The sequence below is a fragment of the Streptomyces sp. NPDC093591 genome (assembly GCF_044764885.1).
Taxonomy (GTDB): Bacteria; Actinomycetota; Actinomycetes; order Streptomycetales; family Streptomycetaceae; genus Streptomyces.
Genome location: NZ_JBIWIY010000025.1, coordinates 1 through 15167, shown reverse-complemented (window position 1 = coordinate 15167; position 15167 = coordinate 1). Strand labels below are relative to the sequence as shown.

Below are 15167 nucleotides of genomic sequence, written 5' to 3'. Positions count from 1 at the left end.
TCATGAGGCGTGTGTCGCCATAGCGGGGCCAGAGATCTTCGGCGGCAACAGCCTTGATATGAACACGGCAGCCACATCGGCGTGTTCCTGCGAGGCGAGAAGCTGTACTGGACGGCAAGCCGTACCGCTCGCGCCAGTATGCGCAGCTTCGTGGACATCAGCCGTCGGACATGGTCGAGCAACCGGCGTTCCAGCGCGGCGCCGGGGCCTTGGGCGTCACGGACGACGGTCGAAAAGCCGGTGCTGGTGGACTTCTGGGCTGCCTGGTGCGGCCCCTGCCGACAGCTCGCCCCCTCGCTGGAGGCGATCGCCGCCGAGCACGGCGACAAGATCAACATCGTCAAGCTCAACATCGCCAAGAACCCGGGCCTGCCCTGGCCGTACGCCACCATCCTGGCTCAACGGGACGCCCCTGGACCGGTGCAACTCCTGTGTCCAACAGACCGGCGACGACGAGCGGTTCGTCGCCGTGCTTGTCCTGAGTGTTGGTGGGATACCGAGGCGCAGGAAGTCAACTGGGGTAATTCCGTGACCAGTCGGTGAAGACAGTATCGTCACCATACGGCCGCTGGCCTCCGGCGTTCTGCTCGGTCTCGCCAGCCCGGCTGCCGAGCCCACGATTGTGGGGTGCTTCGTGTTCCCGGGCGGCGCGACGCCGCGACCTCCTCGGCCTCTCTCCCACCGGACTGCCCCAGGCCCCTGCGCCTTCGGCAAGGCCTTCAGTCCATGCGGATGATTCCCCTGCCCAGTGCGGCGGTGACGGCGGCGGTCCGGTCGCCGACGCCGAGCTTGGCGTAGATGTGCAGCAGATGGGTCTTGACAGTGGCCTCCGACAGGCGCAGGGCGCGGGCGATCTGTTTGTTGCTCTGCCCCCGGGCCACGGCGGACAGGACGTCGAGCTCCCTGCCGGACAAGCCGGCGCCCCGGTCACCGCGCATATGGGCGAGGACCTTGGCGGCCACTGTGGGCGACAGTGCCGCGCCTCCCCGAGCTGCGGTACGAACCGCCTCGCAGAGCTCGTGTCGTCCGGTGTCCTTGAGCAGGTAGCCGACTGCGCCGGCGTCGACGGCGGCAGTGATGTCCGCGTCCGTGTCGTAGGTGGTCAGGACGAGTACCCGCACCTCGGGGTGGGCGGCACGGATGGCGGCGGTCGCGGTCGTGCCGTCCATTTCGGGCATCTGCAGGTCCATCAGCACGACGTCGGGTGCGAGTGAGGCGGTCTGGCGCAGTGCCTCGGCGCCGGTGGCGGCTTCGCCGACGACCGTGAGATCGGGCTGGGTGGAGAGCATGGCGGCGAGCCCGTCACGGACCACGGGGTGGTCGTCGGCGAGGAGGACTCGGATCGTGGGACCGGCCGACGTCCTCATGACGCCGGGGCCATCCGCTCGGTGCCCGACATGGCTGAGGGGACGGAGGCGGAAGGCTCGACCGGGAGGGGCACCGTGACGGCGACGGTCGTTCCCTCGCCCGGGGAGCTTTCGACCGCGAACGTGCCGTGCAGAGCGGCAACGCGCTCCCGCATGGTGATCAGGCCGACGCCCGTATGCCGGGCAACGGGTGCGAACCCGGTGCCGTCGTCCTGGATGTCGATCGCCAGGACGTCGCCGAGGTACGACAGCGTGACCGAGACACTCATCGCGCGGGCGTGCCGCCGGGCGTTGGTCAGTGCCTCCTGCACGACCCGCAGCAGCTCGCCCTCGGTACTGGGAGGCAGGGCGGCCGGGCGGCCGGTCACCACCGTGTAGGCCTCGGTGCCGGTCTCCTCAGCGAGCCGGGCGGTGAGTTCACGGACCGCCTCCGCCAGGTGCGTGCGGTCCAGTGGCGCCGGGCGAAGAGCGTGCACGAGGCGACGGCTCTCCGCGAGGTTGTCCCGGGCCGTGCGCATGGCCTGCTCGACGCGGCGGGCCGCAGGGGAGTCGGGTGGCAGGTCGTCGCGTGCGGCGTCCAGCAGCATGGCGATGGAGGCGAACCCCTGGGTGAGCGTGTCGTGGACCTCGCGGGCCAGGCGCTGGCGTTCGGCCAGGGTGCCCGCCTGGCGTTCCGCTGCCGCGCGTTCGGCCTGGGTGGCGGTGAGCTCGTCGAGGAGCCGCTGCCGCTTGTGACTCTCGTGATCGAGAGTCGCGACGTAGCAGGTGATCGTGACCGCCACGGCGGTACCCAGGACGCATCCCGTGAGCGCCCGCACGTCGACGGAGCCGTCCGTGGTCAGGCTCTGCCACGACCAGCCGGCGCCCAGCACCAGCACCCCGCCGGCCGACCACCAGGCCCGCCGCAGCCAGTACGGGCTCAGCACCGCCATGGCGACCGGGAGGAACGCGGGGTCCACCGTGGCCATGACCGCCCACCCGGACAAGGCCCCGACGAGGTAGGGCAGCGGCGGGCGGTCGGCGCCACCGCGCAGTGCGATCCAGTACGCGTACCAAAGGGCGAGCCCCACTGCCGCGCCGATCCGCGACAGCGCGGCGCCGGTCGTCATGTTCGCCCCGGCCAGCGCACCCGGGAGGGACAGGGCGAGCACGGTGACGAAGAAGGCGTGCTGCCCCATGGTCTTCCACCGCTGCCGGTCCCACGCCTGTTGCAGTGCCATGGCCTACAGAGTAGGTGCAGCCGCGTAGCGGCAGAATCAGCCGACCAGCGGGGTCGGGTCCACCGATCGGTGGACGAAGGGCGCGTCGATCGGTCGATGTGCGGGAGGGGCGCGGGCGGCGAAGATCGGCCCCGCAGCCGACGGCCTGCTCTTCCATCGCCCCTTGTGAGGAACTACCCGTGACCTTGGCCTTCATTCCCAGCCCGTCCGTCGGTGAGGTCCAGCTGGGGCCGCTGCCGCTGCGCGGTTACTCACTCATGCTGATCCTCGGCATCGCAGCCGCCGTGTGGCTGGGTGGCCGTCGATGGGCCGCACGCGGCGGAGAGAGGACCGTCGTGACGGACGTCGCTCTGTGGGCGGTCCCCTTCGGCGTGGTCGGCGCCCGCCTCTACCACGTGATCACCTCCAGCGAGCCGTACTTCGGCAAGGGTGGTGATCCGGCCAAGGCCCTGTTCATCTGGGACGGCGGTATCGGCATCTGGGGCGCCATCGCCGGTGGTGCCGTCGGCGCCTGGATCGGCTGCCGCCGTAGCGGCGTTCCGCTGTCCGCGTTCGCCGACGCCGTCGCTCCCGGCATCGCACTGGGGCAGGCCATCGGCCGCTGGGGCAACTGGTTCAACCAGGAGCTCTACGGGCGGGCCACCACCCTCCCCTGGGCCCTGGAGATCGACCCCGCGAACCGGCCCGAGGACACCCCGAACCTGGCCACTTATCACCCGGCGTTCCTGTACGAGTCGTTGTGGTGTCTCGGCGTGGTCGCCCTGGTCCTGTGGGCGGATCGCCGTTTCCGTCTCGACCGGGGGCGGGCGTTCGCGCTGTACGCCGCCGCGTACAGCGCAGGTCGCTTCTGGATCGAGTACCTGCGGGTGGACGAGGCCCACCACATCCTCGGCCTGCGCCTGAACGACTGGACCGCGCTGCTGGTTTTCGCCGTTGCCGTCCACTACCTCGTGGCTACGACACGGCGCGCAGCCGGCAGGCGTGACGGTGTCGACGTCGCCGTCTCTTTCAACAAGTGAATGCCACCAGTAGCCCCGAGAACTGACCAATGTCCCTCGTATTCGTTTGGAGTTGCCATGTCCCGTGTCTCCGAGAAGCTCCCCTCCCGTCGGGCTCCGATCATGGTGGCGGGAGGTGTGTTCGCCGCCTTCCTGCTGTCCTCTCTGGTGAACGCGTTGATCGCCGTACTGGCGCGCGCGCTCGGTGCACCGGACGACTTCGGCCCGTTGGAGCCCTCGTCGTACGTCTTTCTGACCGCGCTGGGAGTGCTGGGAGGCTCCGTCGGGTGGACCCTCGTCCGCAGGTTCTCCCCCGATCCCGAACGGCTGCTCCGTCGACTCGTCCCGTCGGTCGTCGTGTTGTCCTTCGTGCCGGACTTGTTCCTGTTCGGCGAGGGCGAGGTGACCGGTGTGGTGGCGCTGCTCCTGATGCACGTCGCGGTCGCGGTGATCGCAGTGCCGACGTACTACAGGGTCATGCCACTGAGCTCGGTTCGGTGACCAGGCGCCAGTCCGACACCTGGGCCCCGCTGGTCGGGCTCACGCGCTCCGTGAACTCGGGAACCTGTACGTCCCTCGCTTGTCCCGGCGTCCACCTGACGCCAACTCAGTTCCCTCATAGCCTTGTTGCCACTATCCCCCTGGAGCCCACCATGCCCGCCCTGCTGGACCCCGTCCTCGACCTGCGGGCTGACCCGGCGTACGTACTCGGTGTAGCGCTACGCACCCGCGGGCCTTGTCGAGCCGTGCGTGCTGGATCATCCGGGCGCGGGACCCGATGGGGACGGACCGCCGAGGTGGGAGACAAGGTGCGGCTGAGCAGGCCGGAGGGATCCTTCGTGCTGCGCCCCGACGCCACCAACCATTTCTTCGCCGGGGACGAGACCGCTGCCTGCTGCCGTACTACGGCTCGCTCCCCCGCCTGGCGGCATCGCCTATGTCGCAGGGGAAGCACGGACGGTGCAAGCGGTGAAACAGGTGCTCGTGCGGGAGGCAGGGTGGGACCGGCGATCGGTCCTCACCAAGCCGTTCTGGGCGCCGGGCAAGCGCGGGCTGGAGTGGCGACAGGACCATACGCGGAGGCCGGTGTCGACCAGCGGCGGCACCGCACCGTCCGGCTGGCGCAGAGCGCGGCCATCGGCTGCGAGGCATCGACGGACCGTGGGCACTGACACTCCATCAGTCATGCGTGATCGGCGGCCGCCGAATCCGGCCCGCAGCCCGCGAGATGGCGTTCCGCCAAGAACAACGGTGTTTGCCGCCAGGTGGTGTAGGCGATCAACTGGGCAAGATCGCCTCCATCACGAAGCGGTCACGAGGCCGGACACAACCGTCTGCGAGGTCACCGCTCGCGCTGCACTACTCGACGGGGCCCCGTACCGACGTTCCGCTCCAGGTGGTACTGCGGTACCACAGCGTCCGCGTCATTGCTGTCCTGGGTACGAGGATTCGCGGTCCTCGTACTCCCAGCGTTTCTGGTGATGAATCCCGGCAAAGGACGAGAAGCCGGATGCGAGGCACTGACCATGATCGAGGCACAGCAACTGACGAAGCGTTACGGCGAGAAGACGGCGGTCGACCGCCTGGACTTCGTCGTCAAGCCCGGCACCGTCACCGGGTTCCTCGGCCCGAACGGGGCCGGCAAGTCCACCACCATGCGCATGATCGTCGGACTGGACGCGCCCTCCGGCGGCAGCGTCACGGTCAATGGCAAGCGTTACAGCCGCCACTCCGCGCCGTTGCAGGAGATCGGCGCGCCGTTGGATGAACCGCCCCGGTTCGAATAGAGACTCCGGACTGTCCCGAGTTGGGTGGAGTCGAGTGGAAGATCTCCAGGTACTCGAACAGGGCGGTGGACAGCTCCGGACGCGTCCGCCACCGTCTGCGGTTGAGCAGTTCGACCTGGCCCCGGGCCCAGAAGGATTCCATCATCGCGTTGTCCACGCAGTCCCTGATGGAGCCCATCGAGGGCAGCAGGCCAGAGGCCCTCGCGCGCTGGGTGAATGCCCAGGACCCGAACTGCACTCCGTGATCGGAGTGGATCAGCGCCGCCGCATCTGATGTGACCGCTCAGCCGCGTTCTTGGGTCGCTTGTGCAGCCACCGACCCGGTCAGCCGACTGGCATGATCGTCCACAGCAGGTTGGTGCTCTGCTGCCACGTCCACTGCTTGGTCACGGACCCTGAGGCGACCATTCCGCCGCCGTCGAGGACCAGTCCCGTGCTGCGGTTGGCGATGGAGTACTGGCCTTGGCCTCGGTGGACGATCTGCCATTGCTGGGTGTTGCTGCCGTCCCAGGCCTTCTGCCGGGCCGGGTCACCGTTGCGGGTGGCGCCCCAGCCGTCGGCGACCATGCCGTTCGTGCGGTTGACGAGCCTGTAGTAGCCGTTCCCGAGTTCGATCGCCTGCCACTGGAGATTGGCGTTGTCTATTGACTCCCACTGCTTCAGGGGCGAGCCGCTCGCGACATTGCCGCCACTGTCCAGCACCAGGTGGTTCGTGACATTGGTCAGGCTGAAGTATTTGTCGGGCCTGAACGTCACCTTCAGCGAGGCGATGACGTCGTTGTTGCCGGTCACCCGGAGGTCGGGGGTGTTCGAGGTGAACGTCCAGGCGGTGCCGGTGAAGTTGTCGCCGGAGTAGCCCGTCACCTGGTAGCCGTCGGGCACCAGGAGGGAGGAGGTCATGGCAGGTCCCAGGCCTGCGGCGGACAGCTGGGCGGAGGTGTAATCGCCCAGCGGCAGGACGGCCCGGGCACCTGCGTAGTTGACGTTCTGGAATACCGTCGCCGAGACCCTCACGGGCATGCCCTGCACCTCGACGCACACCACGGAGTCGATGGCGTTCGGCGCGGTGGCGGGGACGGTGACGTTGATCTGGTCGGTGACCGCGTACGGGAGCGAGACCGAGGGGTTGTTCAGCAGATAGACGCGGTTGATCGTGTTGTCGATCGCCGGGATCCGCAGCTGCCCGTTCGTGGGCCAGGTGAAGACGTGCGCGAAGAGCTTGCCGTTCTTCCTGGTGACCTTCCCCCAGGCGGGTTCGGTGGCGAACGGGCTGCCGCTGGTGCCGTGAATGCTGTCGCTGTACGTCGACATCCATGAGGCCAGGCCGTTCAGGACGGTCCGGGTTCCCGCGGTGACCGAGCCGTCACCCTTGGGGCCGATGTTCAGCAGGTGGTTGCCGTCCCGGGAGACGACCGTCACGAGCTCTCGAACGATATCCGTGACTGATCTGTAGGAGTTCTCCTTCGACGCGTCGTAGCCCCAGGAGCCGTTCATGGTTGCGCACCGCTCCCACGGCCGGCTCATGGGTGCGCTGGGTATCCCGAACTCAGCGACCGCGTAGTCGCCGAGGCCGTGGTCCCGCTTGACCCGTTCGTTGACGATGAGGTCGGGCTTACGGGCGATCAGCCAGTCGTAGAGGTCTTCGCCGTCCGACGCCAGCCACCAGTCTTCCAGGGTGGGGCTGGAGGGCTCGCCGAACCAGTCGCCGTCGAACCACAGCAGTGCCGGGTCGTAGCGGTCCAGCAGCTCCTGCAGCTGTGCCTTCATGTCGGCGATGTAGGCGGTGCGGGCGGCCTGCGAAGACATCGTGGTGAGACCTCCCTCGTGACGGTCGGTCTGGGACGGGTGGTTCCAGTCGAGGATCGAGTAGTAGAGGCAGAACTTGACGCCCCGGCTCTCACACTCCGTCTTGAGGTCCATGAGCAGGTCGGTCTGGATGCCGTTGTAGTCGCGCAGGTTGTACTGCTTGGTGCCGGTGGTGTCGGTGAAGCCCGCCACGTCGGAGTTCCACATCGCGTAGCCCTCGTGGTGCTTGGCGGTGATCACGATGTACTTCATGCCGGCGTTCTTGGCCAGTTCGGCGATGGTGACGGCGTTGAACTGGTTCGGGTTGAAGTTCTCGGTGACCTGGGTCTGGTAGTCCGCCTTGCTCCACCGCTGGCTGTCGAACGCCCACTCGCCCTGGCCGAGGTACGAGTACGACCCGAAGTGGATGAACATCCCGAACCTGGCCTGGTACCACCAGTCCATCTTCGAGGGGACGGTGTACGCCTCGGCGGTGGAGGGCCACAGGCCCTGGGGCAGCCCGAAGGCGGCCACTCCTCCGGCAAGGGCGGCGGCCTTCATCAGAGAGCGTCTGCTGAGGGAGGCAGAGGACATGGTGCGGCTCCATGTGTCAAGGGGAGGGATGACAGGGCGTCAGGAGCGGAACACCGACATGACGGCCGTGCTTCGCGTCGCCCCAAAAGAAGACATCGGATGGATTTATAGGAGCACGAAGGTAGCCGCGTCTATAGCTGAGACGAGATTCAACCGAAACAGCACAGCAGATAGACGATTCCGAGAGGCATGCCAACTCTGAGAGGTCACCCTCCAGGCTCAGAAACCGCTAGACATCGGATCTCTTGAGATCCGCTCTGACCGATCCGAGCCCAACGCCCGGGGGGAACGGCTCAGTCGAGCAGTGGAACCCCTGAAGCGCCCTCGGTGTGGACGCCGGCCATATGGGCCCGGAGCACCGCGCTCCTGGGCGTGCGTGTCGGGGGTGGCCACGCCGTGGACACCCCCGACGACAAGCGTGGGGCGGAGATACGCCTCAGGTCCCCGCGCATGTCGAACATGGCCAGGGCGTCGCAGCACGCCGCGTACCCACCGGCTCGGCGTCGGCACGGGGCCGGTTCCCTCGGACCTCACAAGGGCCGCGCGCTGATGCCAGGGCCCCGCGGCCGCCGTCTCCGCTTTGCCGCCGTCTCCGCTTTGCCGCCTTCATGACTTGGTCGGCTTCACCTTCCTGTCGGCGCCGTTCACCCGCACGGTGATGTTCCCCTGGTTCCGTGCCCGGTCGGCCACGATCTTGTAGGACGTGACCTTCCCGTCCCGCCATTCGCAGCTGACCTCGTAGCCGCCGCGGGCGCGCAGTCCGGTGAAGGAACCCCTGGCTTTCCAGGCGTCGGGCAGGGCGGGCAGCAGGTGGATGACGTCGTCGTGGCTCTGCAGGAGCATCTCCGCGACGGCGCCCGTGATGCCGAAGTTGCCGTCCATCTGGAAGGGCGGGTGGTTGCAGAACAGGTTGGGCAGCGTGTTGTAGGTCAGCAGCCCGCGCAGCATGATCTGGGCGCGTTGCCCGTCACCGAGGCGGGCGAAGAGGGCCGCCCGCCAGGGCCATGTCCATGAGCGGCGGCTGTCGCCCGACACCGTCGCGGCCGTGAACGGGACGCCGTCCTTCTCGCCGCACCGGGCCTTGAGCGAGACGAGGGCGGCGGCCGCGAAGTCGGGTGTGCTCGGTGTGATCTGGCGACCCGGGTAGACGGCGAAGAGATGTGAGGTGTGGCGGTGGATGTCGGTGGGGCTGTCGATGTCCTCCTGCCACTCCTGCAGCTGCCCCCACCTGCCGATCTTGTTCGGCGCGAGGCGCGCCTGCATGTCCGCGACCTTGGCCCGGTAGGCGGGGTCCGCCTCGATCGCCGCCTCGCAGTCGATGTAGTTCTGGAACAGGTCCCAGATGATCTGCTGGTCGTACATGACGCCGTCCTCACGCAGCCCGTGCTCGGGGGACCAGCCGTTCGGCGCGACGAGGAGTCCGTCCTCGCGCTCCTTGAGGTGGTCCTCCCAGAACTCGCAGATCTCCTTGATCATCGGGTACGCGACGGCACGGAGGTACCTCATGTCCTGAGTGAACGCCCAGTGCTCGTAGAGGTGTTGTGCGTACCAGGCGCTCGCGACGGTGTTCCACTCCCACGCGTTGCCGCCGAAGATGCTCTGGCTGGTGCGGGCGGTCCAGCCGCGTGTGTCCTGTCCGAAGGCGTTGCGGGTCGCCACGCGGCTGGGCACCGCCACCTGCCTGATGAACTCGATGAGTGCTTCGTGGCACTCCGGCAGGTTCGTTGTCTCGGCTCCCCAGTAGTTCATCTGGATGTTGATGTTGGTGTGGTAGTCGGAGGCCCAGGCCGGTGAGTTGCTGTCGTTCCACAGGCCCTGGAGGTTGGCGGGCAGGCCGTTCGGACGCGAGGAACTGATCAACAGGTATCGGCCGTAGTCGAACATCGCCTGTTCGAGGGTCGGGTCCTCTCCGCCCGACGCATAACGCGCCAGCCGGGCGTTGGCGGGCAGGGCGACGACGGCGTCGTCGGAGGTGCCCCAGTCGACGGAGACGCGGTTCATGAGGGCGCGCGTCTCGGCGGTGTGCCCCTCGCGCAGTTCCCCGTAGGAGCGGGCGGCCGCCTCGTCGAGTGTCCTGGCGATGACCGGTTCGGGATCGGTTCCGCGCCATCCGGCGGCGGCGTCGAGCTTGTAGTCGGTGCGGGCGTCGAGCAACAGGGTCAGGCTTGTGCAGCCGCTGAACCGGAGGGCCGACCCGTCGGCGCGGAAGTCGCCGTCGGCGTGCACGACCTGGACGGTGCACGCGTGCTTGAGGCCGTTGCCCATGACACCGCGGAAGGCGATCCGCCGGGCGTCGGCGTCGACGGTCGTCGGAGCCCCCTGCTGTCCGGACGACAAGGAGATCGCTCCGGACAATCCCCGGTCGTTGTCCGAGGTGTACCGGAAGACCATGACGTCCGCGGACCGGCCGGCGAACGCCTCCCTGAGGACGCGCCGCCCCGGCGCGCCGAACCGGGTGACATGGATACCGTCGAAGAAGTCCAGGGCGCGCTGGTAGTCGACGAACGTGCGCAGCGTGCGCGTGTCGAACCCCCTGCCTTCCAGGGCGACTTCGGCGATCTGGAAGCCGGTGGACGACTCGCCGGGGGTGAACGTGAGCCGGTAGGTGTGGTAGGCGGTGCTGTTGGTGATCCGGAACGCCCGGCTCTCACCGCGGTCGGCGAAGGGCGCGCCGGGGTTCTGCGTGTCGAGGGTCACCCACGCTCGCCCGTCCTGCGACGCCTCCAGCGTCCATCGCCGGGGATCGTCCTGCGGACGGTCCGGGGCCGCCGTCAGCGTGTACGAGGTGACGGCGACCGCGCGGGGCAGGTCGGCCTGCCAGACGACCGCGGGTGCGGCGTCGTCGACCCGCCAGACCGTGGCGGGATCGCGGTCCACCGAACACGAGATGTCCATGACCTGGGCCCCGGCCCCGGCCCCCGATCCCTCGGAGTGCCCGCTCGGCGAGGACAGGTACAGCGCGGCGCCGCCGAGGTCGACGCCGGACAGGCCGATCTCGCTCACCTGGAAGTGGCTGACCCCTGCCTTGGGGATGAAGTCGAACCGGTAGAAGCGGTACGACCCGCTGGTGGCGCAGGTGAACTCCTTCGTCTGGAAACGGCTCTCGAAGGGCGCCGCCAAAGTACGGCTGTCCAGCGTGGTCCAGTCGGCGCCGTCGGCGGAACCGGACAGCGTCCACTCCTGCGGGTCGCGCTGCGGCACGTCGTTGGCACTCGTCAGATGGTAGGAGGCGACCGCGACAGGCTCGGGCAGCTCGACCTGCCACTGCACCCTCGACCCGGGCCCGTCGATGCACCACTTGGTGCTCGCGTTCCCGTCGTACGACTTCTCCACGCCCTCCGACGAGGAGGTTCGGTACGGCCCCCCGGGGGCCGTGACCTTCGCACGGTCGGCGAAGGTGACGACGACGTCGCCGAAGTTCCGGTACGAGCCGAAGCCGGTCATGCTGGTGTCGAACGCGCTGTCGGGCTTGCCCGCGAGCGCGTTGTCGTAGTTGTTGACCCCGCCCCACAGACTCTGCTCGTTGAACTGGATGCGCTCCTGGTCGGGGTCGGCGAACAGCATGGCGCCGAGACGGCCGTTGCCGATCGGCAGGGCCTGCGACTGCCAGTCCATGGCGGGGACCGAGTACTTCAGCGCCTTGCGCGACAGCGTCGGCCACCGGACGGCCGCCGACGCGGCGGAAGTGGCGGCGAAGGCCGGCCCCGCAGAAGTGCCGCCGACCAGCTGAGTGATCAGGGGTGCGAGGGCGAGGGCGCCGCCGAGCTTCAGGACGCTTCTTCGCTGCGGGTGGGATGCATGGGTCACGGCAAGATCTCCCAGCCATGAGTGTTCGGCACGAGGGGAAGTGCAACCTCTTCGAGTCCTCCGAGAGGCACGTCATCTTTGCCGCGACATAGATCGGATGTCTAGAGGGCTGCAGCACCAACTCATGTGACTCCACCGGCAGTACGACAGGTCAATCTGGCGTGATGAGAAACGAATTGCCCGCGGCTCGACTACACCCGAAAGCAGCAGGGGATAGCGAGGAGCTCTCTAATACATCGGAGGTCGAGCTACCTCGACTGATCGCGGCGGCGTCAAACCGGGTCCTCGGTCTGGATGTTGCGGACCACGTCGAGCGCATCGTTGATGTGCTGGTCCGTCTTGGTCAGCGAGTTGAAGACATGCCGGACCGTCCCCTGACGGTCGATGACGTACGTGACCCGGCCCGGGATGATGCCCAACACGCTGGGCACCCCATAGGCACCGAGTCGGAACTCACGCCGATGACCTCGGCTCCGGCGTCGGTGAAGACCTCGTGGCTGTCCCGGAAAGCACACGCCTCTGCCGTACAGCCGCGGTTTCGTCCTTGGGACAGAAGTACAGGACGACCACCCCGGGCGCTTTGTCGCCCACTTGTATGCCTCTTGCCATGTGCGTCTGCCTCTTCCGCCCCAGGCAGGAGAGTGCTGCGGCTGTGGGCGGGATGAGAGACCGGGTGTGCCGGCGTCGTAGCTGATCGCCGCCGTGCGCCCTTGCGTATGGGCGTGAGCGGCTGGACAGCGGCGCGTACATCGTCATCGCCACCGGTTACCCGTCCCGGGTCGTCAACGGCCCCGACATCGAACTCACCGAAGCCAACGAGTAGTCCAAAAGCCCGGCCTGCGGACGGTTTCCCAACGCGGGGCGGGGCGTACCCCCCGGTGGGGGAGGCTGCTCACGATGCGCAGTCGGGCGGATGTGGCCCTTCAGTCCTTCCTCCCTGGTTCCGGCGAGGCGGAGCACGCCTGACTGGCACGGAGCATGGCCTTATAGAGGGCGCGGGGCTCGGGCGAGTCGGGCAGGGGGCCGCGGGCGGGGGCCTCGAAGGACTGGAGCATCAGGGCGACGACGCGTTTCCAGGCGTCGGGAGCGGCGTCGCCGGTGGCGTTGACGACGCCGGCATTGGCCATGTGCACCAGCACCAGGTCCTCGGGGGTGAAGTCCTCACGCAGACGTCCTGCGGCCTTGGCGCGGCCGATGAGCTGGACAACGCCCTCGTACGCCTGGTTGCGGCGCTCCTCCAGAGCCTTGGCCGTGGGGAAGGTCATGGTCAGCACGTCGGCGAAGCCGTAATCGGCGGCCTGCATCGCGCAGACGGTTTCGATGAACCCCGCGAGACCGCGCCAGGGATCGGGGTCGTCGAGAGCGACGCCGACCGCGTCGACGTAGGCGTCCATACGGTCGGCGAAAACCGCGGCGACCAGTTCCTCCTTGGTCGGGAACCGGCGGAACAGAGTGGCGATGCCCACCCCCGCCTCGCGGGCCACGGAAGCCATGGAGGCATGCAGGCCGTCACGCCTGAACACCGTGCGCGCAGCGGCGACGATCCGCGCGCGGTTGCGCTCGGCATCGCTGCGCAGAGGCTGTGCGGCAGGGTCATCGCTGGATTGGGCGCCAAGGTTCATGGCACTCAGTCTACCGAATCGGAAGACCCTATCCAGTTTCAGTGTTATCGTGGCACCGCGGAACCGGACAGGCCTTTCCGGATCAACGAATCGGATAGCCCTTTCCAAGTAGAGCGATACCCATGTCAAGGAGTTGATGATCATGCGCGCCGTGACATTGGCGCAGGTACCCGGCAGCCCGGAGGTGACCGAGGTGGAGGTGCCCCGCCCGGAGGCCGGTGAGGTGCTGGTGAAGGTGGCCGGGTCCTCGGTGAACGGCTTCGACCTCGGCACGGTGGCCGGATACCTGCAGGGCATGATGGAGCACCGCTTCCCGCTGATCCCCGGCAAGGACTTCGCCGGCACCGTCGAGGCGGTCGGCGAGGGTGTCGAGGGTTTCGCGGTCGGCGACGCCGTGTTCGGCGTGGTCACCAAGGCGCACCTCGGCACCGGTTCGATGGCGCAGTACGTCGCCGTTTCCACTGCCATCGGCATCGCCCACCGGCCCGACGGGGTCTTAATGCGTGACGCCGGCGCGCTCGGGCTGGCGGGCACCGCCGCCTTCGACGGTCTCGCCCTGCTCGGCCCGCTGGAGGGCAGGACGGTGCTGATCTCCGGTGCCACCGGCGGCGTGGGGGCCATCGCCGTACAGCTGGCCGCGGCCCGGGGCGCGAGAGTGATCGCCACGGCCAAGTCGGGTTCCGAGAGCGGCTTCGTCTCGGCGCTGACCGACGCCGAGGTGACCGTCATCGACTACATCCAGGACGTGACCGCGCAGGTCCGGGCGATCGCCCCCGACGGCGTGGACGCGGTGCTGCACCTCGCCGGCGACCTGGCCGAGCTCACCGCGCTGACCCGCGACGGCGGCGCCGTCGCCTCCGCCCTCACCGTCCCCGAGGCCTCGGAGGACCGCAAGCTGCAGACCGCCATGATCCGGTCCAACCCGACCGCCGACACCCTGTCCACCCTCGCCGGGCACGTCGCCTCCGGCGCCCTCAAGGTGCCGGTGAACTCCGAGTTCGACCTGGAGCGCGCCCCCGAGGCATTCGCCGCGTTCGGCGCCGGCACCGTCGGCAAGATCGCCATCACCGTCGCCTGACCAGTCCGTATCCCAGACGCTTCCCCCCCCCCCCCCCCCCGAAAGGACTTCACCGTGCCCAGCATCGCCATCGTCGGAGCCGGCCCCGGAATGGGCCTCGCCATCGCCCGCACCTTCGGCTCGCGCGGCTACGACGTCGCTCTCATAGCCCGCAACCGCGCCAAGCTCGACGACCTCGTCGGCCGGCTCGCCGCCGAGGACATCACCGCCGCCGCCTTCCCGGCGGACGTGCGCGACCACGACGCGCTGACCCAGGCCCTCAAGGACGCCGCCACCCGCTTCGGCGGCATCGACGTCCTGGAGCACTCCCCCGCTCCGAGCATCGCCTCCGCGAACCTCACCTCCCCGTCCCAGACCAGCCCGTCCGATGTACAGGGATGGATCGACTTCCTGCTCTACAGCGCCATCACCGCCACCCAGGCCGTCCTGCCCGCGATGCGTGAGGCCGGCGCGGGCACCCTGCTCTTCACCAACGGCGCCGGCTCGGTCGACCCCATCCCGATGCTCGGCAACGTCAACCCCGCCCAGGCGGCGCTGCGCAACTGGGCTCTCAACCTGCACAAGGAGCTGGCCGGCACCGGTATCCAGGCCGCGCACGTCGCCATCGGCGTGTGGATCGGCGCGGGCGGCCCTCCCGAAATCCCGACCGCCGAGGCCGAGGACATCGCCCCTCTCTACTGGGACCTGCACACCCAGCGCGACGAAGCCGAGCGCGTCTTCACCGGCTGACGCCTCCCAGCTCTCCCCCGTTGAATCCTGATCCGCTCAATCTCGGTCGCGGGGGGGGGGGGCCCCCCCCCCCCCCCCCCCCCCCAAAAACACCCCCCCCCGGCCCAGGGGTGGGTTTGGTTTTTTTGGGGGGGGGCGGCCCGCGGGTTGGGGGCGGCCGCGGGCCCCCACCCACCCCCC

The 15167-nt window shown here is 68.5% G+C and carries 11 protein-coding genes and 4 pseudogenes; 7 read left to right on the top strand and 8 right to left on the bottom strand.

Annotated features, from left to right (window positions below; genetic code table 11):
* Nucleotides 1–81: 81 nt before the first annotated feature.
* Complete coding sequence (locus ACIREI_RS40505; RefSeq protein ID WP_403344413.1) at nucleotides 82–543, top strand: thioredoxin family protein; 462 nt, start codon at nucleotides 82–84, stop codon at nucleotides 541–543.
* Nucleotides 544–719: 176 nt separating this feature from the next.
* Here ACIREI_RS40505 and ACIREI_RS40500 read toward each other — a convergent pair whose 3' ends face one another.
* Both ACIREI_RS40500 and ACIREI_RS40495 read right to left on the bottom strand, forming a co-directional pair.
* Entirely contained in the window at nucleotides 720–1367 is a 648-nt protein-coding gene (locus ACIREI_RS40500; protein WP_403344411.1) for a response regulator, read from the bottom strand.
* Nucleotides 1364–2587 (bottom strand): sensor histidine kinase, encoded by a 1224-nt coding sequence (locus ACIREI_RS40495; protein ID WP_403344408.1) that lies wholly within the window; start codon nucleotides 2585–2587, stop codon nucleotides 1364–1366. The genes ACIREI_RS40500 and ACIREI_RS40495 overlap by 4 nt, the downstream gene beginning before the upstream one ends.
* Before the next feature lie 179 nt (nucleotides 2588–2766).
* On the opposite strand from ACIREI_RS40495, the gene lgt reads away from it, so the two are divergent.
* The 4 genes and pseudogenes from lgt to ACIREI_RS40475 all read left to right on the top strand — a co-directional run.
* Entirely contained in the window at nucleotides 2767–3606 is an 840-nt protein-coding gene (gene lgt, locus ACIREI_RS40490; RefSeq protein ID WP_403344405.1) for a prolipoprotein diacylglyceryl transferase, read from the top strand.
* Between the two features lie 57 nt (nucleotides 3607–3663).
* Nucleotides 3664–4086 carry a DUF6069 family protein gene (locus ACIREI_RS40485; RefSeq protein WP_403344402.1) on the top strand — a complete coding sequence of 141 codons (423 nt, stop codon included), beginning with the start codon at nucleotides 3664–3666 and terminating at the stop codon, nucleotides 4084–4086.
* Between the two features lie 186 nt (nucleotides 4087–4272).
* A pseudogene (locus tag ACIREI_RS40480) lies at nucleotides 4273–4644 on the top strand (SIP domain-containing protein); the annotation flags it as partial.
* A 467-nt stretch (nucleotides 4645–5111) separates the two neighbouring features.
* A pseudogene (locus ACIREI_RS40475) lies at nucleotides 5112–5351 on the top strand (ATP-binding cassette domain-containing protein); the annotation flags it as partial.
* Nucleotides 5352–5403: 52 nt separating this feature from the next.
* Here the strand turns inward: ACIREI_RS40475 and ACIREI_RS40470 are convergent.
* The 6 genes and pseudogenes from ACIREI_RS40470 to ACIREI_RS40445 form a co-directional block, all read right to left on the bottom strand.
* Nucleotides 5404–5631, bottom strand: a pseudogene (locus tag ACIREI_RS40470) (IS3 family transposase); the annotation flags it as partial.
* Between the two features lie 65 nt (nucleotides 5632–5696).
* Nucleotides 5697–7751, bottom strand: a complete 2055-nt coding sequence (locus tag ACIREI_RS40465; protein ID WP_403344401.1) for an alpha-L-fucosidase — start codon at nucleotides 7749–7751, stop codon at nucleotides 5697–5699.
* Between the two features lie 606 nt (nucleotides 7752–8357).
* Nucleotides 8358–11558, bottom strand: a complete 3201-nt coding sequence (locus ACIREI_RS40460) for a glycosyl hydrolase family 95 catalytic domain-containing protein (RefSeq protein ID WP_403344398.1) — start codon at nucleotides 11556–11558, stop codon at nucleotides 8358–8360.
* A 272-nt stretch (nucleotides 11559–11830) separates the two neighbouring features.
* Nucleotides 11831–11980 carry a hypothetical protein gene (locus tag ACIREI_RS40455; protein ID WP_403344395.1) on the bottom strand — a complete coding sequence of 50 codons (150 nt, stop codon included), beginning with the start codon at nucleotides 11978–11980 and terminating at the stop codon, nucleotides 11831–11833.
* Between the two features lie 29 nt (nucleotides 11981–12009).
* Nucleotides 12010–12195, bottom strand: a pseudogene (locus ACIREI_RS40450) (redoxin domain-containing protein); the annotation flags it as partial.
* 286 nt (nucleotides 12196–12481) lie between these two features.
* On the bottom strand, nucleotides 12482–13180 hold the full coding sequence (locus tag ACIREI_RS40445) for a TetR/AcrR family transcriptional regulator (protein ID WP_403344392.1): 699 nt from the start codon (nucleotides 13178–13180) through the stop codon (nucleotides 12482–12484).
* A 142-nt stretch (nucleotides 13181–13322) separates the two neighbouring features.
* Between ACIREI_RS40445 and ACIREI_RS40440 the strand changes: the two genes are divergently transcribed.
* Nucleotides 13323–14258: an NADP-dependent oxidoreductase gene (locus ACIREI_RS40440; protein ID WP_403344389.1), complete on the top strand. Its 936-nt coding sequence runs from the start codon at nucleotides 13323–13325 to the stop codon at nucleotides 14256–14258.
* 54 nt (nucleotides 14259–14312) lie between these two features.
* The gene (locus tag ACIREI_RS40435) at nucleotides 14313–14987 is read left to right on the top strand and encodes an SDR family NAD(P)-dependent oxidoreductase (RefSeq protein ID WP_403344386.1); all 675 of its coding nucleotides are present in this window, start codon (nucleotides 14313–14315) and stop codon (nucleotides 14985–14987) included.
* Nucleotides 14988–15167 lie beyond the last annotated feature (180 nt).